Origin of the sequence: Streptomyces sp. NPDC001513 (assembly GCF_042894695.1) — a bacterium.
Taxonomy (GTDB): Bacteria; Actinomycetota; Actinomycetes; order Streptomycetales; family Streptomycetaceae; genus Streptomyces.
Genome location: NZ_JBIAVU010000009.1, coordinates 22704 through 47738, shown reverse-complemented (window position 1 = coordinate 47738; position 25035 = coordinate 22704). Strand labels below are relative to the sequence as shown.

General features: G+C 72.3%; 28 protein-coding genes. 16 read left to right on the top strand and 12 right to left on the bottom strand.

The annotated features are described in order from the left end of the window. Positions 1-12: 12 nt before the first annotated feature. A complete protein-coding gene (locus ACFYZ4_RS20845) occupies positions 13-921 on the bottom strand; it encodes a 1-aminocyclopropane-1-carboxylate deaminase/D-cysteine desulfhydrase (RefSeq protein ID WP_390784536.1) in 909 nt (302 codons plus the stop codon). A 163-nt stretch (positions 922-1084) separates the two neighbouring features. Between ACFYZ4_RS20845 and ACFYZ4_RS20840 the strand changes: the two genes are divergently transcribed. Next, entirely contained in the window at positions 1085-1246 is a 162-nt protein-coding gene (locus tag ACFYZ4_RS20840) for a superinfection immunity protein (protein ID WP_351291653.1), read from the top strand. 48 nt (positions 1247-1294) lie between these two features. On the opposite strand, the gene ACFYZ4_RS20835 is transcribed toward ACFYZ4_RS20840, so the two are convergent. The 3 genes from ACFYZ4_RS20835 to ACFYZ4_RS20825 all read right to left on the bottom strand — a co-directional run bounded on the left by ACFYZ4_RS20835 (position 1295) and on the right by ACFYZ4_RS20825 (position 3839). Next, positions 1295-1885 (bottom strand): N-acetylmuramoyl-L-alanine amidase, encoded by a 591-nt coding sequence (locus tag ACFYZ4_RS20835; protein WP_351291655.1) that lies wholly within the window; start codon positions 1883-1885, stop codon positions 1295-1297. 128 nt (positions 1886-2013) lie between these two features. Beyond that, positions 2014-3210 (bottom strand): globin domain-containing protein, encoded by a 1197-nt coding sequence (locus tag ACFYZ4_RS20830; RefSeq protein WP_390784535.1) that lies wholly within the window; start codon positions 3208-3210, stop codon positions 2014-2016. A gap of 173 nt (positions 3211-3383) precedes the next feature. After that, positions 3384-3839, bottom strand: a complete 456-nt coding sequence (locus ACFYZ4_RS20825; RefSeq protein ID WP_351291659.1) for an Rrf2 family transcriptional regulator — start codon at positions 3837-3839, stop codon at positions 3384-3386. Between the two features lie 246 nt (positions 3840-4085). Between ACFYZ4_RS20825 and ACFYZ4_RS20820 the strand changes: the two genes are divergently transcribed. The 5 genes from ACFYZ4_RS20820 (at position 4086) to ACFYZ4_RS20800 (ending at position 8261) form a co-directional block, all read left to right on the top strand. Then, a complete protein-coding gene (locus ACFYZ4_RS20820) occupies positions 4086-5492 on the top strand; it encodes a family 2B encapsulin nanocompartment shell protein (RefSeq protein WP_390784534.1) in 1407 nt (468 codons plus the stop codon). Positions 5493-5497: 5 nt separating this feature from the next. Further along, positions 5498-6541 (top strand): family 2 encapsulin nanocompartment cargo protein polyprenyl transferase, encoded by a 1044-nt coding sequence (locus ACFYZ4_RS20815; RefSeq protein ID WP_390784533.1) that lies wholly within the window; start codon positions 5498-5500, stop codon positions 6539-6541. 115 nt (positions 6542-6656) lie between these two features. Then, positions 6657-7250: a GNAT family N-acetyltransferase gene (locus tag ACFYZ4_RS20810; protein ID WP_351291663.1), complete on the top strand. Its 594-nt coding sequence runs from the start codon at positions 6657-6659 to the stop codon at positions 7248-7250. Positions 7251-7389: 139 nt separating this feature from the next. Further along, on the top strand, positions 7390-7974 hold the full coding sequence (locus ACFYZ4_RS20805; protein ID WP_390784532.1) for a dihydrofolate reductase family protein: 585 nt from the start codon (positions 7390-7392) through the stop codon (positions 7972-7974). Positions 7975-8057: 83 nt separating this feature from the next. After that, a complete protein-coding gene (locus ACFYZ4_RS20800; protein WP_351291667.1) occupies positions 8058-8261 on the top strand; it encodes a hypothetical protein in 204 nt (67 codons plus the stop codon). 1 nt (position 8262) lies between these two features. Here the strand turns inward: ACFYZ4_RS20800 and snpA are convergent, their stop codons facing one another. After that, the gene (snpA, locus tag ACFYZ4_RS20795) at positions 8263-8931 is read right to left on the bottom strand and encodes a snapalysin (RefSeq protein ID WP_390784531.1); all 669 of its coding nucleotides are present in this window, start codon (positions 8929-8931) and stop codon (positions 8263-8265) included. Positions 8932-9142: 211 nt separating this feature from the next. Between snpA and ACFYZ4_RS20790 the strand changes: the two genes are divergently transcribed. The 3 genes from ACFYZ4_RS20790 to ACFYZ4_RS20780 all read left to right on the top strand — a co-directional run bounded on the left by ACFYZ4_RS20790 (position 9143) and on the right by ACFYZ4_RS20780 (position 12186). Further along, positions 9143-10075, top strand: a complete 933-nt coding sequence (locus ACFYZ4_RS20790) for a LysR family transcriptional regulator (protein ID WP_351291671.1) — start codon at positions 9143-9145, stop codon at positions 10073-10075. A 193-nt stretch (positions 10076-10268) separates the two neighbouring features. Continuing rightward, positions 10269-11246, top strand: coding sequence for a DUF4097 family beta strand repeat-containing protein (locus ACFYZ4_RS20785; RefSeq protein ID WP_351291673.1), 978 nt, complete (start codon positions 10269-10271; stop codon positions 11244-11246). A 1-nt stretch (position 11247) separates the two neighbouring features. Continuing rightward, positions 11248-12186, top strand: a complete 939-nt coding sequence (locus ACFYZ4_RS20780; protein WP_390784530.1) for a helix-turn-helix transcriptional regulator — start codon at positions 11248-11250, stop codon at positions 12184-12186. Between the two features lie 4 nt (positions 12187-12190). Here ACFYZ4_RS20780 and ACFYZ4_RS20775 read toward each other — a convergent pair whose 3' ends face one another. From ACFYZ4_RS20775 to ACFYZ4_RS20760, 4 genes are all read right to left on the bottom strand, one after another. Further along, the gene (locus tag ACFYZ4_RS20775; protein ID WP_390784529.1) at positions 12191-12763 is read right to left on the bottom strand and encodes a Clp protease N-terminal domain-containing protein; all 573 of its coding nucleotides are present in this window, start codon (positions 12761-12763) and stop codon (positions 12191-12193) included. Then, complete coding sequence (locus tag ACFYZ4_RS20770) at positions 12763-12972, bottom strand: helix-turn-helix domain-containing protein (RefSeq protein WP_030013034.1); 210 nt, start codon at positions 12970-12972, stop codon at positions 12763-12765. Before ACFYZ4_RS20770 ends, ACFYZ4_RS20775 begins: the two co-directional genes overlap by 1 nt. Before the next feature lie 65 nt (positions 12973-13037). Beyond that, positions 13038-14000 (bottom strand): zinc-binding dehydrogenase, encoded by a 963-nt coding sequence (locus tag ACFYZ4_RS20765; protein ID WP_351291679.1) that lies wholly within the window; start codon positions 13998-14000, stop codon positions 13038-13040. 326 nt (positions 14001-14326) lie between these two features. Continuing rightward, positions 14327-15529 (bottom strand): NADP-dependent malic enzyme, encoded by a 1203-nt coding sequence (locus ACFYZ4_RS20760; RefSeq protein ID WP_390784528.1) that lies wholly within the window; start codon positions 15527-15529, stop codon positions 14327-14329. Positions 15530-16055: 526 nt separating this feature from the next. Between ACFYZ4_RS20760 and ACFYZ4_RS20755 the strand changes: the two genes are divergently transcribed. Genes ACFYZ4_RS20755 through ACFYZ4_RS20745 form a run of 3 tightly spaced genes read left to right on the top strand, consistent with a single transcriptional unit; the run spans position 16056 to position 18763 of the window. After that, positions 16056-17018 (top strand): ABC transporter substrate-binding protein, encoded by a 963-nt coding sequence (locus ACFYZ4_RS20755; protein WP_390784527.1) that lies wholly within the window; start codon positions 16056-16058, stop codon positions 17016-17018. 39 nt (positions 17019-17057) lie between these two features. Beyond that, positions 17058-17999, top strand: a complete 942-nt coding sequence (locus ACFYZ4_RS20750; RefSeq protein ID WP_390784526.1) for an amino acid ABC transporter permease — start codon at positions 17058-17060, stop codon at positions 17997-17999. Beyond that, the gene (locus ACFYZ4_RS20745; RefSeq protein ID WP_351291685.1) at positions 17999-18763 is read left to right on the top strand and encodes an amino acid ABC transporter ATP-binding protein; all 765 of its coding nucleotides are present in this window, start codon (positions 17999-18001) and stop codon (positions 18761-18763) included. Before ACFYZ4_RS20750 ends, ACFYZ4_RS20745 begins: the two co-directional genes overlap by 1 nt. Positions 18764-18869: 106 nt before the next feature. Here the strand turns inward: ACFYZ4_RS20745 and ACFYZ4_RS20740 are convergent, their stop codons facing one another. After that, positions 18870-19676, bottom strand: coding sequence for a class I SAM-dependent methyltransferase (locus tag ACFYZ4_RS20740; RefSeq protein ID WP_384345297.1), 807 nt, complete (start codon positions 19674-19676; stop codon positions 18870-18872). Positions 19677-19742: 66 nt separating this feature from the next. Between ACFYZ4_RS20740 and ACFYZ4_RS20735 the strand changes: the two genes are divergently transcribed. Next, positions 19743-20372: a CGNR zinc finger domain-containing protein gene (locus ACFYZ4_RS20735; RefSeq protein ID WP_351583420.1), complete on the top strand. Its 630-nt coding sequence runs from the start codon at positions 19743-19745 to the stop codon at positions 20370-20372. On the opposite strand, the gene sodX is transcribed toward ACFYZ4_RS20735, so the two are convergent. Further along, positions 20276-20695 (bottom strand): nickel-type superoxide dismutase maturation protease, encoded by a 420-nt coding sequence (sodX, locus tag ACFYZ4_RS20730; protein WP_351291691.1) that lies wholly within the window; start codon positions 20693-20695, stop codon positions 20276-20278. The two genes, ACFYZ4_RS20735 and sodX, sit on opposite strands and share 97 nt — an antisense overlap. 171 nt (positions 20696-20866) lie before the next feature. On the opposite strand from sodX, the gene sodN reads away from it, so the two are divergent. Then, positions 20867-21262, top strand: coding sequence for a superoxide dismutase, Ni (sodN, locus tag ACFYZ4_RS20725; protein WP_030709803.1), 396 nt, complete (start codon positions 20867-20869; stop codon positions 21260-21262). Between the two features lie 146 nt (positions 21263-21408). Here the strand turns inward: sodN and ACFYZ4_RS20720 are convergent, their stop codons facing one another. Then, on the bottom strand, positions 21409-21597 hold the full coding sequence (locus ACFYZ4_RS20720; RefSeq protein WP_030709801.1) for a DUF6104 family protein: 189 nt from the start codon (positions 21595-21597) through the stop codon (positions 21409-21411). 106 nt (positions 21598-21703) lie between these two features. Here ACFYZ4_RS20720 and ACFYZ4_RS20715 point away from each other — a divergent pair, with 106 nt between their 5' ends. Beyond that, a complete protein-coding gene (locus tag ACFYZ4_RS20715; RefSeq protein WP_390784525.1) occupies positions 21704-23914 on the top strand; it encodes a trypsin-like peptidase domain-containing protein in 2211 nt (736 codons plus the stop codon). Between the two features lie 38 nt (positions 23915-23952). Beyond that, complete coding sequence (locus ACFYZ4_RS20710) at positions 23953-25032, top strand: AAA family ATPase (protein ID WP_390784524.1); 1080 nt, start codon at positions 23953-23955, stop codon at positions 25030-25032. The last annotated feature ends 3 nt before the right edge of the window (positions 25033-25035 follow it).

Sequence of the window (25035 nt, the reverse complement as noted above, 5' to 3'; positions counted from 1 at the left end):
GGGACGGCCCGGCTACGGGCGGCCGGTGATCACCGCGGCCAGGGTGGTGCCGCGGGGGAAGGCGCCGGAGGCCGTGAGGTCGGCCAGGGCCCAGAGCAGCTTGGCCACGTAGATCCGCTCCACCGCGAGGCCGTGCCGGGACTCGAAGTCGGCGGCGAAGGCCTCCAGGGAGGCCGGGACACGGGCGTAGCCGCCGTGGTGGAACTCCTCGGCCAGGCACCAGTCGCCGGCCGGGCCACCGAAGGCGGCGCGCTGGAGGGAACGTATCTCCGCGTCCAGGAAACCGCCCGCCAGGACCGGTACGCCGAGCGCCCGCTGCCCCGGGGCCAGGCCGGCCGCCAGGCCCGCCAGGGTCCCGCCGGTGCCGCAGGCCACGGCCGCCACGTCGGCCGCGCCCCGCAGCTCGCGGCCGAGCCCGGCGCAGCCGTGCAGGGCGAGGGCGTTGCTGCCGCCCTCGGGGATCACGTACGCGCCGCCCGCGCCCGCCCCGTCCACCAGCCGCGCCAGCGCCCGCGGCTCCGCCTTGCCGCGGTACTCCGAACGGGAGACGAAGTGCAGCCGCATGCCGTCGGCCGCGCAGCGGGCGAGGGAGTCGTTCAGCGGCCGCCGGGCGAGCTCGTCGCCGCGCACGATGCCCACCGTCCGCAGGCCCAGCAGCCGCCCGGCGGCCGCGGTGGCCCGCAGGTGGTTCGAGTACGCCCCGCCGAAGGTGACGAGCGTGTCGTGCCCCGCCTCCACCGCGGCCCGCAGGTTCGGCGCGAGCTTGCGCCACTTGTTGCCCGGCAGCTCCGGATGGACGAGGTCGTCCCGCTTCAGCACCAGCCGCACGCCGTACGCCGCGAACCGCTCGTCCGCCGCCTCGACGAGCGGGGACGGCGGTCGCGGCTGCAGAAGCACATCACGGTGCGCGGGCTGATTCACCCGTCCATTGTGTGCCGGGCGGCTCCGTGGCGCGGGAGGAGAGGGGGCCGGCGGGGGGGTGAGAGGTGCTTCACGTGTCCGGGGGAATCGGTGATGATGGGGCGTCATATCCGTTGGCGGTGGGGGATTCATGGGCAGTACTGATGCGATTCCGTACGGTGTGGTGGGGCTCTTATTCATCGTCCTCGCCTATTTCATTCCGACTGCCGTCGCCTTCGGCCGAGGAGTGCCCAACAAGGGCTCCGTGCTGGTGGTCAACCTGTTCTTCGGGTGGTCCGTGGTGGGATGGGTGATCGCGCTCGCCATGGCGGCGCGCAGCAGGTAGCGGGGCTCGGCCGTCGTCCCCGGCGCGGCGCCGGGGACGACGGTCCGGCTACTTCAGGCGCTCGCCGATGCGTGTGCGCAGCGAGTCCATCGTGAAGCCCCGGGGGTCGACCTTGCCCGGCTGCCATTCGCGGTGGCCGATCACCGAGCGGGCGGTCCAGCGGTGGACCCGGCAGAGGGCCGCCGCCGCGCGGGTGACGGCTTCGAGCTGGACCTCCGGCCAGGGGTCCTCGCCGTCGCCGAGGTTCTCGCACTCGAAGCCGTAGAAGTGACGGTTGCCGTCGGTGTCGGCCTCGTTGTCCGGGGGGAGCCGCTTCTCCGCGATCACCGCGGCCAGGACGTCGGAGTCGCCGAGGCCGGCGTGGTTGGCGCGGCCGTAGCCGACCAGGTGGACCCGGCCGTCCTTGGCGATCACGCCGTGGCAGAGCGGGCCCGGCAGGGCGCTGTGGCCCTCCCGGCAGAGCTGGACGGTGTACGGGGTGCCCCGGGTGACGGTGTGGTGGATCATCACCCCGTGCACCGGGCCCCACGGCCCCTTGTGGTTGCGGTTGTGGGTGCGCCAGGCGCCGACCTCGACGACGGTCAGACCTTCGCGCCGGAGTGCGTCGATGAACCGGTCCGCGGACATGGGTGCGGCCATGGCCGCCTCCTTCGTTGCGGTGCGGGACGGACACCCTGTGTGTTCGTCTCATCACGCTACGGTTTAGTGGAGGCGACCCTTCCGAGGCTAGTGTTTTCGTACGGCGAGCGAGCCGATCCGGACACGGCTCATGCGGAAGCGAGCCAGAGGTCCGGGCCGAACACCTCGTAGTGGATGTCGCGGGCCGGCACGCCCTTGGCGATCAGCTGCTCGCGCACGGCCCGCATGAAGGGCAGCGGCCCGCACAGGTAGGCGTGGGCGCCGGGGGCGACGGGGACGGCCGTCAGGTCCATGCGGCCCTCGCCGTCGCCCGGCTCCGCCGCCTCCTCGTACCAGAACCGGGCCGAGGCCTCGGCCAGCTTGTGCGTCAGGGCCCGGTGGTCGGCGCGCAGCGGGTGGTCGGCGGGGGAGCGGTCGGCGTGCAGCACCGTCACCGGCGCGGCGTGCCCGGTGTCGGCCAGGTGCTCCAGCATCGAGAGCATCGGGGTGCAGCCGATCCCGGCCGAGGCGAGCAGGACCGGGGCCGTGGAGTCCCGCAGGACCAGGTCGCCGTACGGGGCCGAGACGCGCAGGGTGTCACCGGTGCGGACACGGGCGTGCAGGTGGTGGGAGACCTCGCCGTCGGGGCCCGCGGCGGCCGGGCCGTGGACCCGCTTGACGGTGATCGCGCGGACCGGGGAACCGGGCGGGGTGGACAGGCTGTACTGGCGGATCTGGCGGGCACCGTCCGGGAGTTCGACCTGGACCGAGACGTACTGGCCGGGCTTGAACGCGGGTGCGGGGGCGCCGTCCGCGGGGGCCAGCCGGAAGGTGACGCAGTCGTCCGTCTCCTGCGTCCGGCCGGTGACGGTCCACTCGCGCCACACGTCCCCGGCGGCGACCTGCCGCTCGGCGTACAGGCGTTCCTCGATGGCGACGAGGGCGCCGGCCATCAGCCAGTAGACCTCGTCCCAGGCCTGGGCGACCTCGGGGGTGACGGCCTCGCCGAGGATCTCCGCGATGGCCGCGAAGAGGTGCTCGTGGACGACGGCGTACTGCTCCCGGGTGACGCCCAGGCTGGCGTGCTTGTGGGCGATGCGGCCGAGCATCACGTCGGGGCGGGTGTCCGGGTGCTCCACGAGGTGGACCGCGAAGGCGGCGATGGACCCGGCGAGCGCCTGCTTCTGGAGGCCGGCGTTCTGGTTGCCCCGGTTGAAGAGGTCCCGGATCAGCTCGGGGTGGGCCGCGAAGAGCTTCGCGTAGAAGAGCTCGGTGATCTCGCCGATCGCCGCCCCCACGGCGGGCAGGGTGGCTCGTACGGTCGCGGTCGACTTCTCGGACAGCATCGTGACTCCTTGCGTGCGGTGCATGAATTGGTATCTGAGATGCGTATTTATGGTCGTGGAAAGTTGGGGCCGGTGGGAGGGGTGAGGTCGTACGGACTTCTGTTCGAGGTCCTGGCGGGGGCGACCCTCGCGGGGTCGTCGGGCGGTGGGAACCGGCCATCCGGCCGGGGTGGTCAGGGCCCGTCGGCCCCCGTCGGCGCCCGGCCGGAAATGCCCAGCAGGAGCGGTCCCGTGGGGGCCGCCACCAGGTCGTTCACCGTCAGCGGGTCCAGCGTGGCGAAGAAGGCCTCCTGGGCCCTGCGCAGGGCCCCGCGCAGCAGGCAGGCTCCGCGCAGCGGGCAGGGGGTGGTGCCGTCGCAGTCCACGACGTCGCCCGCGCCCTCCAGCTCGCGCACCACCCCGCCCACCGAGGCGGCCCGCCCGGCGGAGGTCAGGGCGAGCCCGCCGCCGCGGCCGCGCCGCGCCTCGACCAGCCCGAGGTGCTGCAGCCTGGCGACGACCTTGGCCGTGTGGGTGTACGGGACCTCCATGGTCGCCGCCACGTCGCGGGTGGTCGGGAGTTCGCTCTCCTCGACCGCCAGACGCATCAGGACGCGCAGTGCCAGGTCGGTGAATCGGGTCAGCCGCATGGGTCCACCGTAGAAAACTTGCATCTTGTCTGCAAATTAAGACGCCCGGATGGGGGTGCGCAAGGGCAGCCTGGCCGAAAACGACGGGGTGCGAGGGGTCCGCCAGATGCCTGGGGGAGGTGGGGGGCCCGAAAGAGTGCCCCGCACTCGGACGGAGTAGTCCCACCCTTTTGTGTAATGGTCTCATCACGTTCTGTACTGAAAGGCTGATCCCGCAGATCCATGGAGTGATCGAAAGGGAAATACATGTCGGTCCAGGCAGGTTCCGAACCCGAGGCCCAGGCACCGCAGCGCAGTCTTGGGACGACGGCAGCGCGGAACTTGGCAACCACGACCAAGTCCGCGCCGCAGATGCAGGAGATCACCTCCCGGTGGCTCCTGAAGATGCTGCCGTGGGTCTCGGTACAGGGCGGCACGTACCGCGTCAACCGCCGGCTGAGCTACTCGGTCGGCAACGGCGTCGTCGAGTTCATCAAGACCGGCACCCAGGTCCAGGTGATCCCCGCCGAGCTCGGCGAGCTCCCGCTGCTGCGCGACTACGAGGACCTCGACGTCCTCGGCGAACTGGCCCAGCGGTGCCGGCAGATCGACTTCGAGGCCGGCCAGGAACTGACCGCCTTCGGCAGCCCCGCCGACCAGGTGTTCCTGCTCGCCCACGGCCGCGTCGACCAGATCGGCCCGGGCCCGTACGGGGACGACGCGGTCCTGCAGACCGTCGCCGACGGCGCGTACTTCGGCGAGGACTCCCTGGTCGATGAAGAATCGATTTGGGAGTACACGGCCCGCGCCGCCACCGCCGGCACCGCGCTGGTCCTGAGCCGCCAGGACTTCCAGCTGCTCGCCGACCGGGTCGACTCGCTGCGCGAGCACCTGGACAACGTACGGACGCTGCCCGCCCAGCGCACCAACAAGTACGGCGAGGCCGCGATCGACCTCTCCGCCGGCCACCAGGGCGAGGCCGTCCTGCCCGGCACCTTCGTGGACTACGAGGCGCGCCCGCGCGAGTACGAGCTCTCCATTGCACAAACGGTCCTGCGGGTGCACAGCCGCGTCGCGGACCTCTACAACCACCCGATGAACCAGACCGAGCAGCAGTTGCGGCTCACGGTCGAGGCGCTGCGCGAGCGCCAGGAGCACGAGATGCTCAACAACCGCGACTTCGGCCTGCTCCACAACGCCGACTACGACCAGCGCATCCAGCCGCACGACGGCGCGCCCAGCCCGGACGACATGGACCAGCTGCTCAGCATGCGGCGCGGCTCCAAGCTCTTCCTGGCCCACCCCAAGGCGATCGCCGCCTTCGGCCGCGAGTGCAACAAGCGCGGGCTCTACCCGGAGTCGGTGGAGATCGACGGCAACCGGGTGCCGTCCTGGCGCGGCGTGCCGATCTTCCCCAGCAACAAGATCCCGATCAGCGACTCCCGGACCACGTCCATCCTGTGCATGCGCACCGGCGAGGACGAGCAGGGCGTCATCGGCCTGCACCAGGCGGGCATCCCGGACGAGATCGAGCCGAGCCTGTCGGTCCGCTTCATGGGGATCAGCGAGCAGGCGATCATCTCGTACCTGGTCACCGCCTACTTCTCCGCCGCCGTGCTGGTACCGGACGCGCTCGGCGTGCTGGAGAACGTCGAGATCGGCCGCTGGCGCTGAGTACGGTGAACGCCACCGCGACCGGTGAGGGCCAGGAGGCCGCCGCCCTCCTGGAACGGACGAGGCGCACGGTCAACCCGGAGCTGCGCCGGACCGTCGAGAGCCTGCCCGGCGGGATGCGTCGCGTGGCGATGTACCACTTCGGCTGGGAGTGCGAGGACGGCACCCCGGCCGCGGGCAACGCCGGCAAGGCCATCCGGCCGGCCCTGGTGCTGGCCGCGGCCCAGGCCCTCGCCGGGCCGGGTGCGAGCCGGGCCGACGAGGCCGTACGGGCGGCGGTGGCCGTGGAGCTGGCGCACAACTTCACGCTGCTGCACGACGACGTCATCGACCGGGACGTCCGGCGGCGCGGCCGCGCCACCGCCTGGACCGTCTTCGGGATACCGGACGCGATCATCACCGGCGACGCCATGATGGCGCTCGCGCTGCGGCTGCTCGCGGAGGACCCGCATCCGGCCTCGGCGGCGGCCTCGTCCCGGCTCGCCGCGTGCGTCATCGAGCTGTGCGCCGGCCAGCAGGCGGACTGTGCCTTCGAGCAGCGCCCGAACGTCTCCCTCGACGAGTGCCTGACCATGGCGACGGCCAAGACCGGGGCCCTGCTGGGCTGCGCGTGCGCGCTCGGCGCGCTGTACGCGGGGGCCGGGCCGGACGAGGTCGACGCCATGGACGCCTTCGGGCGGGAGGCCGGGCTGGCCTTCCAGCTGATCGACGACCTGATCGGCATCTGGGGGGATCCGGGGCACACCGGCAAGCCCGCGGGGGCCGATCTGATCGCCCGCAAGAAGTCCCTCCCGGTCGTCGCCGCCCTGACCTCGGGCACCGCGGCGGGGGAGGAACTGGCCGCGCTGTACGCGGGCCCCATGACCGGGGACGACGTGCGCGACGCGGCGGACGCGGTGGACCGGGCGGGCGGGCGCGACTGGGCGCAGGCCCATGCCGCGGACCGGATGGGGCGGGCGGTCCAGCAGCTGTCGCGCGCCGTGCCCGACCTCGCGGCGGCGGGCGGGCTGCTGGCGCTCGCGGAGTTCGTGACGCGCCGCACGCGGTGAGACACGACCGAGGCCTGTTCCGGCACGGCACGGTGCCGGAACAGGTCTTACCGCGGGTCCGCCCCAACTCTAGGATCGCTCACGGTTGTTGACGCGTGAGCGAAGGGTGTGACCAGTGGCGCTGGAGATACGTCAGGCGGATCAGTCGGACCGGGACGCGGTGGCGCGCCTGCTCGACGAGGCCTTCCGTACGGACCCGGTGAGCAGCTGGGTCTTCCCGGACCCGGAGCACCGGGCCGCGGTGCACGGGAAATTCCTCGGCGTCTTCGTGGACGTGGCGCTGGCCGAGGGCCGGATCGACTACGCGGTGGACGGCTCGGCGGCGGCGCTGTGGCTGCGGATCCCGGCGGGCGAGCCCGAGGGGGAGGACGAGATCCCGGCGCGGATGCGCGCGGTGGCCGATCCGGACAACGAGCGGTGCGAGCTGGTCGGCCGGCTGACCGGCGCGGTGCACCCGACGGCGGAGGAGCACGAGTACCTGCTGATGATCGCGGTCGCCCCGGACCGGCAGGGGCAGGGGCTGGGCGGCGAGCTGATCCGGCCGGTCCTGGAGCGCTGCGACCGCGAGGGCGTGCCGGCGTACCTGGAGGCGAGCAGCGAGCGCAGCAAGGGGCTGTACGAGCGGCTCGGGTGGGACTTCACGGGTGAGGCGGTGCGCCTGCCGGAGGGGCCGCTGATGTGGCCGATGTGGCGCAAGCCGCGCGGGTAGGCGGGCGGGCCGGGGCCGGGGCCGGGGCCGGGGCCGAGCGGGCGTGGGCGGGCGAAGGGGCTTGCGTAACCACTTCATCTGAAGTACTTTCTCCGACGTGCCTCCGGTGCGGTGGCACTGCCGAACGGAAGAGAATCGCTTGCGCAAGCTCACGTACTTCATCGCCACGTCGGTCGACGGCTTCATCGGGGCCCCGGACGGCGACGGCGATTTCTTCTACGCCCACGTCGACGCGGAGTTCACCGAATTCCTCAAGGCCGAGTACCCGGAGACCATCGCGGCCCAGGGGCGTGCCGCCCTCGGGATCGCCGACGCCGAGCCGAAGCGCTTCGACGCGGTGCTCATGGGCCGCAACACGTACGAGCCGGGCCTCAAGGCGGGCATGACCAGCCCCTACGGCCACCTGCCCGGGCAGTACGTCGTCTCGCGCTCCCTCGCCACCTCGCCGGACCCCGAGGTCGAGCTGATCTCCGGAGACGTCGTGGCCAGGGTCCGCGAGCTCAAGGCCCGGGACGGGCTCGACATCTGGCTCTGCGGCGGGGCCGACCTCGCCGGCCGGCTGATCGACGAGATCGACGAGTTCATCGTCAAGACCTACCCCGTCTTCCTGGGGACCGGCATGCCCATGTCGCGGGCCGGATTCGGGGTGCGCCCCCTGGAGCTGACCGGGTCCAGGATCCTCGGCGGCGGCCAGACGGTCACCTCGTACGCCGTCAAGCGCTGACCCGGGGCCGGCCCCGGGGCCCCGCCGAGCCTGCGGGCCCCTCCGACCCCCCGGAACGCGCCGAACCGGCCTACCTTGGAGGTATGGCCGGTGAACAGCAGCAGCGCGCACACGAGACGATCGCCCCGCAGGCCGGGCACGAACAGCAGACGTGCCCGGCGTGCGGGCGCCTCGTCGACACGGTGGTCAGGCGGCGCAAGTCCCTCGGGATCTTCATTCCGGTGTGGGGCCGGGGCCCCTGCCGGAACCCGGGATGCCCCGATTACGCGGACCCCGAGGAGCGGTGACTCAGCCCTTGGTCGCGAGTTCCTTCGCGCCCAGGCCGGAGGCGAAGCCGTTGGCCCAGAGCTGGTTGACGCGCGCCCGCTCGGCGGAGTTCGGGTTGGCGTTCTGGCACGAGGTGCCCGGTCCGCCGCCCGACATCAGCTCGGAGCACGGACCCGAGTAGTGGTCCGGAAGACCCAGCACGTGGCCGGTCTCGTGCGCGGTCACGCGGGTGGAGTTGTACTGCTGGTTCTGCCGGTAGTCCAGGAAGATGTAGCCGCGACCGTGCCCGTCCGTGCTCGCGAACGAGCCGCGTGAGTCGTTGCCCTCGCGGTACGAGAAGTTCCCGCCGGAGGACACCTCCTGCAGCCTGACGTTGCTCACCGAGCTGTTCCAGATCTGCGTCGAGCGGGCTATCTGGCTGCGGAAGCTGGGCGCGCTGCGGGTGTTGTACGTGACGGTCACGGCCAGGACGCCGGGGTTCGCGGCACGCTGCTCGGCGACCGAGCGCTGCACGGCCTCGAAGAAGGCGCGGTTGGCGGCCTCGTTCTCCGGCGAGCCCGCGTACGCGGCGTAACCGGCGGCATTGCCGACGGGGGCGGGAGCGGCGCTGGCGGTGGGGGTGACGCCGAGGGCGGCGGCGAGGCCGAGGCCGAGGGTCGTGGCCAGAACGGCCTTACGGGAGTGGCGCATGTGGGGGAGCTCCTACTCGTCCGGTGCGGTGGGGGGTGGGTCGTTCGGTACCGGAGTCTGCGGGAGCGCCGTGGTCCGGCGGATGATGTCACTGCCCGATAGCGCCGGCCTATCGGGAAGATTTCGACAGCCCAACTAGCGTGAGAATGGCGGGATTCGGGGGGCTATCAGTGGCTGGTGCGGTCCGCCGGGACCGGCCTACTCTCGGGTCATGGAGCTTGAGGTCAGGCACCTGCGCGCGCTGTGCGCCATCGCCGACGCCGGCAGCCTGCACAAGGCCGCCCGGCAACTCGGCGTGAGCCAGCCCTCGTTGACGACCCAGCTGCGCCGCATCGAACGGGCCCTGGACGGCGAGCTGTTCCTGCGCGAGCGGACCGGCTGCCGGCCCACCCCCTTCGGCCGGACCGTACTGGGCCGGGCCCGGCCGCTGCTCGCCGAGATGGCCGCGCTGGTCGCCGAGGCCCGGGCGCAGGCCCGCGGTCCGCGGCTGAGCATCGGCTCCACGGCCAGCCGGGCGCTGCCGGGATGGCTGCGGCGGCTGCACCGGCGGATGCCGGACACCGAGACCTCGCTCGTGGTGGACGTCTCCGCCAACGCGCTGCTGCGGATGGTGGCCTCGGGGCAGCTGGACGTGGCGTTCGTGCACGAGGTCGAGGGCAGTCCGCTGCGGGTGCCGGCCGGGCTGCAGCTGCACGTGCTGATGGAGCGGGAGCCGCAGTTCGTGTCGATGTCCCGCGACCATCCGGCCGCCGGGCAGGCGGTGGTCTCCTTACACGACCTGGCGGCCGACCGCTGGATGGTCGACCCCTCGGTCGACGGCGAGTGGGACGGGCTGCGGCGGGTCTTCGCCGGGGCCGGACTCGACCCGCCGGTGCTGCACGCCGACTACCACACGGCGACCTCGCTGATCATCTCCGGCGAGGCGGTCGCGCCCTGCCAGCCGACGTCCGGGCCGCGCGACGACATGGCGATCCGGCCGCTGTCGGGGGACCCCCTCGCCGTACGCCTGCTGCTGGCGACCCGGCCCGGCGCGCACGCGGAGGTCTACGAGGACCTCCGCGCCGCCTATCGCGAGGCGGCCCTGCGCACGCCCCCGTACCGTGCCTGGCTCCACCACCACGCGAGCCCCCTGCTGGCGGCCTGACGCCCCCCGGGGCCCGCACCCCTGACCTGCGCCGCACGCCGGTGAGGCCGGATTTCCCGGCCCCGCCGGCGTTTTCGGCATGCCCGCGCACAGGCTTGACTTCCCCCAACCGCGATATATCGTGTTACTCAGAAGACGCGATATGTTGCGTGCGTCGAGTCCGGTCCGTGAACGCACGAGGAGGATCAGCACCATGGCAGAGCAGTCGTCCCGGCCGTCGCCTTCGCAGTCGACCTGGCACGTCGCCGAACCGCAGAACGTCACCTTCGAGGTGCCGGTGACCGAGCTCCGCGTACGCGTCGTGAGCGGCACGGTGAACGTGGTCGCCGCCGAGGAGGGCCCGGCCCGCCTGGAGGTGACCGAGGTCGACGGACCGCCGCTGTACGTGGTGCAGGACGGCGGCACCCTCACGGTCTCCTACGAGGACGTGCCCTGGAACGGCGCACAGGGCATCAAGCAGTGGTTCGAGTCCAAGCCCTGGAAGGCGTGGTCCGGTTCCGCCGCCGGCCGCAAGGCCTGGGAGCGCAGCGCCGCGATCACCCTCACCGTCCCCGCCGCGACCCGGGTCCAGGTGGCCGCGGTCGACGCCACCGCCTTCGTCTCCGGCATCTCCGGCGGCACCGAGGTCACCGAGGTCTCCGGCGACGCCACGCTGGTCGGGCTCTCCGGCCGGGTCAAGGCGCACACCGTCTCCGGCAGCGTCGAGGCCCAGTCGGTCACCGGCGACCTCCGCTTCCACTCGGTGTCCGGCGGCCTGACCGTCGTCGACGGCGAGGTGAGCGTACGGGCCGACTCGGTCAGCGGCGACATGCTCCTCGACCTGGACCTCGGCCCGGCGTCCGCACGCCCTGTGGACATCGCGCTGAACTCCGTCTCCGGGCAGGTCGCGATCCGCCTCCCGCACCCCGCCGACGCCCGCGTGGAGGCCAACACCGCCACCGGCGGCGTCTCCAACGCCTTCGAGGACCTGCGGGTCTCCGGCCAGCTGGGCGCCAAGCGGATCACCGGCACGCTCGGTTCCGGCACCGGCACCCTGCGGGCCACCACCGTCTCCGGCGGCATCGCGCTGCTGCGCCGCCCGCAGTCCGACGTCGATGCCGACGCCGCTGACGCCGCCGACGCCCCCGCGCCCGCCGCCGCTCCGCTCGCGCTCGACAAGAAGGTGCTCTGACATGCCGCCCGTCTTCGCCCACGGCCGCCTCCGCCTCTACCTCCTCAAGCTGCTGGACGAGGCCCCGCGCCACGGGTACGAGGTGATCCGCCTGCTGGAGGAGCGCTTCCAGGGCCTGTACGCCCCCTCCGCGGGCACCGTGTACCCGCGGCTGGCGAAGCTGGAGGCCGAGGGCCTCGTCACGTACGCCACCGAGGGCGGGCGCAAGGTGTACTCCATCACCGAGGCGGGGCGCGCCGAGTTGGCCGACCGCAGCGGTGAACTCGCCGACCTGGAGCTGGAGATCCGCGACTCGGTCACCGAACTGGCCGCGGAGATCCGCAACGACGTCCGCGGCGCGGCGGGTGACCTGCGGCGCGAGCTGCGGGAGGCGGCCTCCGCGTCCGCGACCCAGGTCGAGGACGAGTCCTGGAAGGCGGCCAAGGAGGAGCTGCGCAAGGCGAAGCAGGAGTGGAAGGAACAGGCGCGCCGGGCGAAGGACGAGAGCCGCCGGGCCCGCGAGGAGGCGCAGCAGGCCCGCCGCCAGGCCAAGGAGGCCCAGGAGCGGGCCCGAGAGGAGGTCCAGCGCATAGCGGTCCAGCTGCAGGAGCAGTTCGCCAGGTCCGGTGGGGTGCTGGGCAGCCTGGCGGGTGCGTGGCTCGGGGGCGGTGCGGGGCCGTCCGAGCCGGGGGCCGGGCCTGCGTCCGCGCCGACGGCTTCGGCTCCGGCTCCGGCTTCGGCGGCCGAGGCGGAGGCCGAGGCGGAGGCCGGTGTGGGCTGGGCCGAGGATCTGACGCCCGGCGGTGACCCCGCGCGTGATCTGGACCGGCTGCTGGACCGCTTCCGCGACGAGGTGCGGGATGCCGCGCGGGACCACGGAGTGAGTGCGGCGCAGGTGGCCGAGGCGCGGGTGGGGCTGGCGGCCGCCGTGGCTCGGCTGAGGGCGACGCTGCGGGGCTGAATCGTCAGGCGGCCAGGGTGGTTTCGGCTGTCGCGTAGGTGATGCCGTGGTCCGTCAGGACCTCGGAGACCGTGCCGGGGCGGGAGAGCAGGGCCAGCAGGAGGTGCAGGGTGCCGATGTGCTTGTCCTTGCGGCCCAGGGCGATGCGGAGGGACTGTTCCAGGACCTTCTTCGACCCCTCGGTGAAGGGGACGTGGCGGCTGCCGGCGCGGTCGTCCGGCTCGGCGCGGCCCAGGGCCGAGCGGAGCGAGGTGCGCAGGGTGCGCCTGCGCGGTGCGGGGGCCGCGAGCGCGCCCTCGCCGTGGGTCTCCTCGATGCGGGAGACGATCTCCGTGAGGTCGATGCCGAGTCCGGCCAGCGCCTCCTCGTCCGCGCGGGACATGCCGCCCCGGCGGCGGGCCGCCGAAAGATCGGCGGCCACCGCCGCGCGGTCCACGCCCAGCCGGTCCAGGGCCCCCAGCTCCAGCAGGGAGAGCAGCAGGTGCTCCTCGCTGACGGTGGCGGCCCCGGCCTGCCGGGCCTCGGTCACCGCCCCCGTCACGGTGTTCCGGGCGTCGGTCGTGAAGCGTTCGAACATCAGAGCCTCCCGTACTTCTTGTGCACGGCCTGCCGGCTGACGCCCAGCTCGGCCGCGATCTCCTGCCAGGACCACCCCTGCGCGCGGGCACTGCGTACCTGTACGGCCTCCAGCTGCTCCAGCAGCCTGCGGAGGGCGGCCACGGCACGCAGGCCCACCCGCGGATCGCGGTCGCCGGCCCGCTCGGCGAGATCGGTTGCTTCCGTCATGGTGTCAATTTAGGTTGACGCGGGAGGCGGCGTCAACCTTCATTGACACATTGACACATTCGGGCCTACGGCTTGAGGACGATCTTCCCGAAGAGGTCGCCCGCCTCCAGCTTCTCGAAGCCCTCGCGCGCCCGGTCCAGCGGCAGCACCTCGTCGATGACCGGCCGGAGCCCCGTCGTCGCGCAGAAGGACAGCAGGTCCTCCAGCTCGTCCTTCGAGCCCATCGTCGAGCCGACCACCTTCAGTTCCAGGAAGAAGATCCGGGTCAGCTCGGCGTGCGCCGGGCGGTCGCCGCTCGTGGCGCCGGAGATCACCAGGGTGCCGCCGGGGCGCAGGGACTTCACCGAGTGGGACCAGGTGGCCGCGCCCACCGTCTCGATCACCGCGTCCACCCGCTGCGGCAGCCGCGCGCCCGGCTCGTACGCCTCCACCGCGCCCAGCTCCACGGCCCGCTTGCGCTTGGCCTCGTCCCGGCTGGTGGCGAAGACCCGCAGGCCCGCCGCCTTGCCGAGGGCGATCGCGGCGGTCGCGACCCCGCCGCCGGCGCCCTGGACGAGTACGGAGTCCCCGGGGCGGACCCCGGCGTTCGTGAACAGCATCCGGTACGCCGTCAGCCAGGCCGTCGGCAGGCAGGCGGCCTCCTCGAAGGTCAGCTCGGCGGGCTTGCGCAGGACGTTCCACGCGGGGACGGTCACCTGCTCGGCGAAGGTCCCCTGGTAGCGCTCGGTCAGGATCGAGCGGGGCTCGTCGGGGCCGACCCCGTGGCCGCTCTGGCCGATCACGGAGTGCAGGACGACCTCGTTGCCGTCCTGGTCGATGCCGGCGGCGTCGCAGCCGAGGATCATCGGGAGTCTTTCCTCGCCGAGACCCACCCCGCGCAGCGACCACAGGTCGTGGTGGTTGAGGGAGGCGGCCTTGACGTTCACGGTCACCCAGCCGGGCCGGGCCTCCGGTGCCGGGCGGTCGCCCAGCACGAGGCCGTTCAGCGGCTGGTCACGGTCGATTCGGGCGGCGTAGGCAGCGAACATGCCGCGACGCTACCGCTCGGTAAGGCCGGGTTCCAGCCCCCCGCGAACCGCCCGCCTGAGGCCTTCGTCTCAACCACCCCGCCGCCACCGGCCGCCCGGCGGGAACGAGGATGCCCCCTGGGCACTGCCTGGGCGGGCCCCTCGTCCGCTGAGGCGGGTGGGCGAACGGCCTCGGCCGGCCTCGGGACGACGGACGGAGTCCGGCGCAGCGGCGCGAAGCCGGTAAGGCCCCCGGGGCCGCACCGCGCGAGCGGCGCGTCAAAGAGGAGAGGCCCGGCCGGAGGGATCCGGCCGGGCCTCTGCCCGTAGAGCTGCTCGCGCGGTGGTCAGACCAGGCGGGCCACGCCGTCGGCCTTCGCGGCGGCGGCGACGGCCGCGGAGACGGCCTCCGCGACGCGCTCGTCGAACGGCGACGGGATCACGTAGTCGGCGGCGAGCTCGTCACCCACGACACCGGCGATGGCGTCGGCGGCGGCGATCTTCATGCCCTCCGTGATCCGGGTGGCACGCACCTTGAGGGCGCCCGCGAAGATGCCCGGGAACGCCAGCACGTTGTTGATCTGGTTCGGGAAGTCCGAGCGGCCCGTGGCCACGACCGCCGCGTACTTGTGCGCGACGTCCGGGTGGACCTCCGGGTTCGGGTTGGCCATGGCGAAGACGAAGGCGTCCTTCGCCATCGAGGCCACCGCCTCCTCCGGGACCGTGCCGCCGGAGACGCCGATGAAGACGTCCGCGCCGGCGAGGGCCTGCTCCAGCGAACCGGTCTGGCCGGTCTTGTTGGTCAGGCCCGCGATCTCCGCCTTGACGTCCGTCAGGTCGGAGCGGTCCGCCGACACGACGCCCTTGCGGTCGGTGACGCAGACGTCGCCGATGCCCGCGTCCACCAGGATCTTGGCGATGGCGATGCCCGCCGCGCCCGCGCCCGAGATGACGGCGCGCAGGTCGCCGAGGGTGCGACCCGTGAGCTTGGCGGCGTTGCGCAGCGCGGCCAGCGTCACGATGGCCGTGCCGTGCTGGTCGTCGTGGAAGATCGGGATGTCCAGCGCCTCCTGGAGGCGCCGCTCGATCTCGAAGCAGCGGGGGGCCGAGATGTCCTCCAGGTTGACCCCGCCGAAGGACGGGGCGAGGCGGATGACCGTCTCGATGATCTCGTCCGTGTCCTTGGTGGCGAGCGCGATCGGAACCGCGTCCACACCACCGAACTGCTTGAAGAGAATGGCTTTGCCCTCCATGACGGGGAGGGAGGCCTCGGGGCCGATGTCACCGAGTCCGAGCACGGCCGTGCCGTCGGTGACGACGGCGACCACGTTGGACTTCCAGGTGTACTCGTTCACCAGCTCCGGGTGCTCGGCGATGGCACTGCACACCTTCGCCACGCCGGGCGTGTACGCGAGGGACAGGTCGTCCTTGTCGTTGACCGGCACCGTGGCCTGGATGGCCATCTTGCCGCCCCGGTGCAGTGCGAACACCGCGTCCGGGTTGTTGTCCGTGACGCTGTCACTGCGAGGGTTGATGATCTCCGCTGCCACTGTGTGTGACCCCTTAAGTCCTTTGAATCGTTGAGGGTGGCCACTCCTGGTTAAGGGGTGGGCGGGCACCGCGTCCGTACTCCGCGTCGACGGTTGGCCCGTCTCCGCGGAGGGGAGGTTCGTACGCGCGGGCGCGCCGCACGCGCGCCCTGAGCCCCGGATGAGGGGTGTAAGGATCTGTTCTACCCGAAGAACGCTCGCCCAGACGAGTCGATTCCCGCTCAATCGTAGGTCGGTTGCCCCGCTTTTGGCGAAAAGTCCAAACCTTGTTGTCCGGCAGGCGAGACGCTCCGTAGAAACTGCGGTGAAAAGGCCAGGTCACAGCAGGTTCTGTGGTGTCGAACCCTCATGTCCGCAGTCCTGTTGGGCTACCCCCACCGCCCGTTATGCGATTTTGACCTGACGGGCACCCTGAATGTCTCGGTCCGAATGGCAAGATGCCGTAATCACACGAGGTCGCGACACTCGATGGTGCGTGCCCGACCGTTTTTCGATGCTTTTCCACCACTGCCGGAGGAACCAAGCCATGACCGCTAGCACCACCCGTCGTACGACCGCCGCACGGTCCCGGATCGCCGCGGTCGGCGCGATCGCGGTCGCGGGCACCCTGATCCTCACCGGTTGTGGTGACCAGACCGACAAGGCCTCCACCAGCCCGTCGGGTGCGGCGAACAACAGCAGCGCTCCGCTCTTCTCCAAGCTCCCGAAGAAGATCCAGGACGCCGGTGTCATCAAGGTCGGCACGGACGCGACCTACGCGCCGATGGAGTTCACCGAGGGTGGCAAGATCGTCGGCGTCGACCCCGACGTCGCGGCGGCCCTGAGCAAGCAGCTCGGCGTGCAGTTCAAGTTCGAGTCCGGCACCTTCGACACCCTGATCGGCAGCATGCAGACGGGTCGCAGCGACCTGGTCATGTCCTCGCTGACCGACACCAAGGCCCGTCAGGAGGGCCTGGACGACAAGGGCGCCAAGACCGGTGCCGGTGTCGACTTCGTCGACTACTTCTCCGCCTCGACCGGCATCCTGGTGAAGAAGGGCAACCCGCAGGGCATCAAGACCCTCGACGACCTGTGCGGCAAGACGGTCGCCGTGCAGCGCGGCACCACGTACGAGGAGTCCGCCAAGACCCAGGCCGAGAAGTGCAAGACGGACGGCAAGGGCGAGCTCAAGATCGAGTCCTTCCCGACCGATGCCGAGGCCCAGACCCGAGTGAAGGCCGGCGGCGCCGCCGCGGACCTGAACGACTCCCCGGTCGCCGCGTACATCGCGCAGACTGCGGGCGGCGGCAACGACTTCGAGGCCATCGCCAACCCGACCGACGCTGGCCTCTTCGGCATCGCGGTGGACAAGAAGAACATCGAGCTGCGCGACGCGCTCAAGGAAGCCCTCGACGCGGTCATCAAGGACGGCACGTACAAGGCCGCCCTCGACAAGTGGAACGCGGGCTCCGGCGCCGTGACCGAGGCCAAGATCAACGCCGGTTCCTGACCTCCGCGTACGACCGCAGCACACTGAAGGGCAGTCACTGTGACTGACAAGCTCGACAAGGTCCCGGACCCGGCGGACACCCCGCCGGCCGGGACCGTACCCCCCGAGGCGATCCGCGCCATTCCGGTTCGCCACTACGGCCGCTGGATCAGCGCCGTGGTCGTCATCGGCCTGGTCGTGGCGCTCGTGATGGCCTTCTCGCAGGGCAACGTGCGCTGGGCGACCGTGCCGGAGAAGCTGTTCGACCCCAGCATCCTCCGTGGTGTCGGCAACACGATCTGGATCAGCGTCGCCTCGATGGCCCTGGGCCTCGTGCTCGGTGTCCTCTTCGCCGTCATGCGCCTCTCGAAGAACCCGGTCACCAGCACCATCGCCTGGTTCTACATCTGGCTGTTCCGCGGCACCCCGGTGTACGTGCAGCTCCTCATCTGGTTCAACCTCGCCCTGATCTTCCCGATCCTGAACCTCGGGTTCTACAAGGACGAGATGACCCAGGTCATGACGCCCTTCCTGGCCGCCCTGCTGGGTCTCGGCCTCAACGAGGGCGCGTACATGGCGGAGATCGTCCGGGCCGGCATCCAGTCGGTCGACGAGGGCCAGACCGAGGCCTCGCACGCGCTCGGCATGACCCGCCTGCAGACCATGCGCCGCGTCGTCCTGCCGCAGGCCATGCGGGTGATCGTGCCGCCGTCGGGCAACGAGTTCATCAACATGCTGAAGACCTCGTCGCTCGTCGTCGCCGTGCAGTACTTCGACCTGCTGCGTGCGGCCCAGGACATCGCGTCCACGTCGTTCGCGGTGATGGAGATGTTCTTCGTCGCCTCGATCTGGTACCTCGCCCTGACCAGCGTGTTCAGCGTCGGCCAGTACTACCTGGAGCGCCGCTACGCCCGCGGTGCGCTCCGCTCGCTGCCGCCCACACCGCTGCAGAAGATCAAGGCGAAACTCTCCAGCTTCTCGAACCGCAAGGCGGTGGCCTGATGACGACTGCCATGGTGAAGGCCGAGGGCGTCCACAAGTCCTACGGTGCGGCGCACATCCTCAAGGGCATCGACCTGGAGGTCGCCCCGCGTGAGGTCTTCTGTCTGGTCGGCCCGTCCGGCTCCGGCAAGTCGACCTTCCTGCGGTGCATCAACCACCTGGAGCAGGTCAACGCCGGACGGCTGTACGTCGACGGGCAGCTCGTCGGCTACCGCCAGAAGGGCGACAAGCTCTACGAGCTGAAGGACAGCGAGGTCGCGGCCCAGCGCCGGGACATCGGCATGGTCTTCCAGCGCTTCAACCTGTTCCCGCACATGACGGCCATCGAGAACGTCATGGAAGCCCCGGTCATGGTCAAGGGCGAGTCCAAGGCGGTGGCGCGCGAGCGCGCCATCAGGCTGCTGGACCGCGTGGGCCTCGGCGACAAGGGCGGGAACTACCCCAGCCAGCTCTCCGGCGGCCAGCAGCAGCGCGTGGCGATCGCCCGCGCGCTCGCCATGGAGCCGAAGCTGATGCTCTTCGACGAGCCCACCTCGGCGCTCGACCCGGAGCTGGTGGGTGACGTCCTCGACGTCATGCGGGACCTGGCCGAATCGGGCATGACCATGATCGTGGTCACGCACGAGATGGGCTTCGCCCGCGAGGTCGGCGACAACCTCGTCTTCATGGACGGCGGCGTGGTCGTCGAGTCGGGCAACCCGCGCGACGTGCTGGGCAACCCGCAGCACGACCGCACGAAGGCGTTCCTGTCCAAGGTGCTCTAGCGAGCTCCGGACCGGCGGACAGGTGAGGGGCGGTACGGGATTCCCGTACCGCCCCTCACGCGTGCGTACCGCCCCTCGCGCGTCTCACCCGTGCCCGATCGCGTCCCTACCTCAGACCCAGGACCAGCGCGTCCGAGGGGGAGCGCCAGACGGTACGGGCCTCCGCGAAGCCCGCTCCGAGCAGGGCGGCGATGTGCCAGGCCTCGGGCGGGGTGTCGCCGTCCGCGTGCTCCCCGTAGATCGCGAAGCGCTGCTTCACCGGCTCCGCGAGGAGCGGGTCCGCGGCGGCCAGCTCCCACCACTCGCGCCAGTCCACCGCGCCGGCCGTCCTCGCCCGGTCCATGCCGGCGTGCCGGTGGGCGTGCTCGGCGGCGTCGATGCGCGGGGTGGCCGGGTCGGGCATGTGGTCGGCGTTCATGAACACCCCGCCGGGGGCGACCAGCGGCGCGAGCTGCCCGTACAGGACGGACAGGTCGTCGCTGTGCAGCCAGTGCAGGGCGGTGGCGGTCAGGACCGCGTCGTACGAGTCGTGGGGGAGGGCGGCGCGCCAGTTCGGGTCCTTGAGGTCGGCGGTCACGAAGGTGACCCGCGCGTCCCCGGCGAAGTGGCCCTCGGCGATGGTCAGCAGCGCGGGGTCGAGGTCGACGCCCGTGCTGGTGGCTCCCGGGAACCTCTTGAGGACGCGGTCCGTGATACTTCCCGTACCGCACGCGAGATCCAGCACCCGGGGGGTGGGTCCGGCCAGGGCCTCGACCATGTCCAGCATCACCCGGAACCGCTCCTCGCGGTCGGGCATGTACCACTCCTGCTGCCGGTCCCAGCTGTTCTGCCAGGCCTGCCAGTACCCCGTGCCGTCAGCCGTGTCTGTCGTATCTGCCGTATTCGTCGTATGCGCCACCACGAACCCCTCCATACGTAATACCCTCGAAGACGTCTCAGCCGTTACAGAGACACTAATCCGCAGCCGTAAGGACTACAAGTGGAACTGGCCCATTACTCGGACTTCGCCGTGCGCCTGGTCAACACCGAGGAGCCGGCCCGCAACAAGGACGAGCTCACCTCCGTGGACGCCGTCCGTGCCCTGTTCGGCGCAAGCGTGCAGATGGCCCGCCGCGTGACCGACACCGACGTCACCCGCTTCCGCAACGTACGGGCCCGGCTGCGCGCCGTCTTCGAGGCCGCCGACGGCGGTGACGACGTCCTCGCCGTCGACCTGCTGAACTCGCTGCTCATGGAGTTCCCGGTCAGCCCCCAGGTCTCCGGACACAAGACCATCGGCGACGACGGCCGCCCCGACTGGCACATCCACCTCGCCGAGCACCCCTCGAACGCATCGGCGGGCTACGCCGCCATGGCCTCCATGGGCCTGGCCTTCGCCCTCACCGAGCACGGCCCCGACCGCCTCGGCCTGTGCCAGGCCGCGCCCTGCCGCAACGCCTACCTCGACACCTCCACCAACCGCTCCCGGCGCTACTGCTCCGACCGCTGCGCGACCCGGGCCAACGTGGCCGCCTACCGCGCCCGCAAGCGGCTGGAGGCCGAGGCGTCCGCCGGCAGCGGGCGCACCGCCGAGACCGCCCAGGACAGCCGCGCCCTCAGCGAGCGCTGATCCTCCTCGCGCGGCCGGAAGCGCAGCACCGCCGTCGCCAGCACCAGCTCTGCGGGCACCGGCCCGTAGACGGTGCTGTCGCCGGTCTCGTTGTACGGGTTGTCGCCCAGCACCCACCAGCCGCCCGGCCGCCGCTCCACCGCCCGCTTGATCAGCAGCAGGTCCTGCTGGAAGGGATGGCGCAGCACCACCACGTCACCCGGACGGACGGCCGCCCCGTAGCGGACCACCACCCGGTCCCCGTTGGCCAGCGTGGGCACCATCGACGGCCCCGTCACCTCCACCACCCCGAACCGCCTCGGCGGGCGCCCGTTCTCCACCATGCGTGTCCTCCTCGTCACCCCCGCATGCTGCCGCACGGGTCCGTACATTCGCTCATCGGTCCGGCCGCGCCTCTGGACTTTTGTCCCAAGCCCATGGGGGCGCCCGCGAAATCCGGTTGTTCAGCGAGTAATCTCCCCCTTGAGAAGACGATCACGAGGAGGACAAACTCCATGCTTTCCCGCCTCTTCGCCCCCAAGGCGAAGGTCTCCGCCCACTGCGATCTTCCGTGCGGCGTGTACGACCCTGCCCAGGCCCGCATCGAGGCCGAGTCCGTCAAGGCCGTGCAGGAGAAGTACCAGGCCAACGACGACGCCGACTTCCGCGCGCGCGCCATCACCATCAAGGAGCAGCGCGCCGAGCTCGCCAAGCACCACGTCTCGGTGCTGTGGAGCGACTACTTCAAGCCGCCGCACTTCGAGAAGTACCCCCAGCTGCACACCCTGGTCAACGACACCCTGAAGGCCCTCTCGGCCGCCAAGGCGTCCAACGACCCGGCGACCGGCGCCAAGGCCCTCGAGCTCATCGCCGAGATCGACCGGATCTTCTGGGAGACCAAGGCCGCCTGACCCGGCGCCCGCCCCCGCTCGCGCCCGCCGCGGGCGTCCGGCACGCACACGAGAACGGCCCGACTGCTCAGCGCAGCCGGGCCGTTCTCGTTCTCCGCCTCCCGGCCGTGCGTACCGGCCACACGTCCTGCCGGTACGCGCCGTGCTCACTCGTCGGCGTCGTCGTCCTCGTCGTCCAGGCGGGCCAGCCAGGTGGCCAGGCGTTCCACCGGGACCTCGAAGTCCGGGTTCAGGTCGACGAAGGTGCGCAGCTGCTCGGCGAGCCACTCGAAGGTGACCTCCTCCTCGCCGCGCCGCTTCTCCAGCTCCTCGATGCCGCGATCGGTGAAGTACAAGTCGGGCTCCGTGCCGTGATGGGGGTGTGCAGGGGGTGTTTCCCGCCAGGATAATCCGCGCGGGCGAAGAGGCCTCCCGCCCGTGGTGTCCCCGGGGCTAGCCTGGATGCCCAACGAGCGGGGGGTGCGGATGACGGACGGGCGCACGACCGGCTCGGCGCGCGCCTTCGAGCTCCTCGAGCCCCTCGTCCAGGCCGCGACCGTACGCGTTCACGCCCCGCCGGGCGGGTATGACAACCCCGGCAGCCATCGGACCGGTCCCACGTGGGGGAGCGGTTTCTTCATCGCCCCCGGCTGGGTCCTGACGTGCGCGCACGTGGTCGGCGAAGGGGGTGCTGCGGTGCGTCTGACGGGACGCGAGGTCGGCATCACCTTCGCCTCCGGGGCCCACGGGGCGACCGGGACGGTCACCGGGCGCGTGGAGTGCGTACTGCCCGAGCGGCTGGAGGAGCGGCGCCCGCGCCGGGGCGCCCTGTGGGACCTGCCCGACCTGGCGCTGCTCCGGGTCCTGGCCCCCGTGTCGCACGCCTGCGTCTGGCTGACGGACCGGTCCAGACCCCGTTTCGACGAGGTCGCCTACTTCGGCTGCACCGAGGACCTGGGCACGCCCGAGATCACCGGCCGCACCACCCGGCTGCGCGGCAGCGCCGGGAACGGCGCCGCCATCCGGCTCGGCGGCGACGACGAGATCGACCCCGGGATGTCCGGCGGGCCCGTGGTGGACCTGGCCCGCGGGGAGGTCGTCGGAGTGGTCAAGGCCCGGCGGCACGGGGCGGGCGGCGGGCTCGCCGTCTCCGTCGTGCAGCTGCGCACGCTGCCGATGCCCGCGCGCGGCCAGGTCGGGCTCTACCGCCGCGTCATGCAGGCCCACGACCTGCACCACTACGACCAGCACCTCAGCGACCTCGACAACCGCCGGACCTGGACCGACGTGCACGGCGAGCTCCCGGCGGAGGAGGGCTCCCCGTACGGCGGCCGCGGCCGGCTCACCCCCGGCGAGCGCACCACCCTGTGCGGGCTGCTGGCCGAACTGCCCCCGCCGGGCTCCTCCGAGGTCGTACGGGCCCTCGTCGAGGCGGCCCGCGGGGAGGAGCCGGACCCGCAGCCGCCGGCCCCGCTCAGCTGGCGCGACGGGCTGGGGCTGCTGCACGACCCGCCCGGCGGGGCGGGGGAGGCCGCGGCCATGCTCCGGTACGCGACGGACGTGAGCGTGGCCGACTACCGGGAGCCGCCGACCCCCGGCGCGGACGAAGAGCTCTGGGACTGGATCCGGGCGACGGCCGAGCGGTTGTGGCGCCCGCTGCGGCGCGAGCTCGGCGAGCGCCACGAGCGGGGCCTCGCGGAACGGGAACGGCGCCGGCGGGCCTCGGCCGGGCGCGCGGTGGGCGGCCCGGCCCGGCGGTCCGGCGGACTGCCGCCCGGGGCCTCGGCGCTGCTGGAGGTGTGGGCGCACGGCTGGGAGGACCTCTACGACTGGCGGGTCTCCGTCCTGGCGGGCCCGGCGCAGCCCGGGCGGGTGACCCCCGTGGACTCGGGCGTACGGGCCACCCCGGCGGGTCTGCGGGAGGTGTTACGGGCCCCGCTCGCCGAGGCCTTCCGGCGCTGCGACACCCACGAGGCGGCGGCCCTGCTCGAAGTGGCCGTGGCCCCGGAGCTGTTCGGGCTGGCCGTGGACGAGTGGGTGGTGACGGGCGGCGTACCGCTCGGGGTGCAGCGGCCGGTGGTGCTGCGCCACCCCGCCGGGCGGACCGGGGCCGGGCGCCCGGCGGAACCCGGCCACCCGGCGGACCCCGGCCACCCCGCGGATCCCGGGGACCCGGAGGGCCGCGCGCACCCCGCCGATCCGGGGGACCCCGCGGGCCGCGGGCACCCCGAGGCGGCCGCCCGGTGGGCGCGGGTACAGGCGGGCCCCCTGCAGGACGAACGGGCCGACTGCGTACGGGGACGCCCGCGCAGCCCGGCCGCCGAGTGGCTGTCGGGACTGCCGGACAACACCGTGCCGGTGCACTGCCGGGCCGCGGACGCGGAGCCCACGCTGGGGTCGTTGCACGCGGTGCGGGACGCCGGGTACGGGGTGGTGGTGACCCGGCGGCCGCCGCCGGATCCGAGGGAGTCGTGCGCGCCGTTCCACCGCGGGCTGCGGGAGGAACTGGCCGACGCCGGGCGGGCGGAGGTGCTGCCGGTGCGCCTGCAGACGCTGCGGGGGAGGGCGTACGGGGCGGACCCCGACGCGTACTGGGCGGCCGGGACCGGGCTCGTGTGGGAGGACCCGGCGCGGCCGCTGCCGGACGACGAACCGCTCCAGGGCGACCTGTGACGGCGCCGGGCCCGGCGGATTCGAGTGAGGGAGGGGCAATGAACGACGAGTGGCTCATATACCGGGGGGTCGGTGAGCCCCATGACGGGATCGACGCCCTGCCCGATCCGCCGCCCTGGCGGGACTTCGACGGCGGACCGGTGGCGGAGCCGGGCGGGCCGGCCGCGGCCGCCGACGGCAACGTCGCCCGGCGGCTCGGGGCGCACCGGCAGGCCGCCGAGCTGCACCGGCCGGAGCCCGAGGAACTGGAGGCCGTCAACGCGGCGCTGTACCTGCGCCGGCCGCTGCTCGTGACCGGCTTCCCCGGAACGGGCAAGTCCACCCTCGCGCACGCCGTCGCCCACGAGTTGAAGCTCGGACGGGTGCTGCGCTGGCCGGTGGTCTCGCGGACCGTGCTGCAGGACGGGCTGTACCGGTACGACGCGCTCGCCCGGCTGCAGGACGTACAGCTCGCGGCGAGCGGTGGCGGTGGCGGTGGCGGTGGCGGTGGCGGTGGCGGTGGCGGAGGCGGGCTTGCGGGCGGGGGTGCGGCGCACGGCACCGGAACGGCCCCCGGCATCGGGAAGTACATCCGGCTCGGGCCGCTGGGCACCGCCCTGCTCCCCACCGCACGGCCCCGGGTGCTCCTCATCGACGAACTCGACAAGAGCGACATCGACCTGCCCAACGACCTGCTGAACGTGCTGGAGGAAGGGGAGTTCGCGCTCCCCGAGCTGGAGCGGGTCGCCGACACCGAGCCCGAGGTGCAGGTGCTCACCGACGACGGGACCAAGGAGACCGTCCGCGGCGGCCGGGTCCGCTGCCGGGAATTCCCCTTCATCATCCTGACCAGCAACGGCGAACGGGACTTCCCGGCCGCCCTGCTGCGCCGCTGCATCCAGCTCAAGCTCGGGCAGCCCGGCGAGAAGCGGCTCGCCACCATGGTCCGCGCCCACCTCGGCGAGGAGGCCGCCCGGCTCGGGGCGGACCTGATCCGGGAGTTCCTCAGCCGCTCCCAGACCGAACTGGTCGCCGCCGACCAGCTGCTCAACGCCGTGTACCTGACCCACTACGCCGCCCCGCCCACCCGGGAGGACCTCGCGGACCTGCTCATCCAGCGCCTCGACCGCCCGAGGTGACGG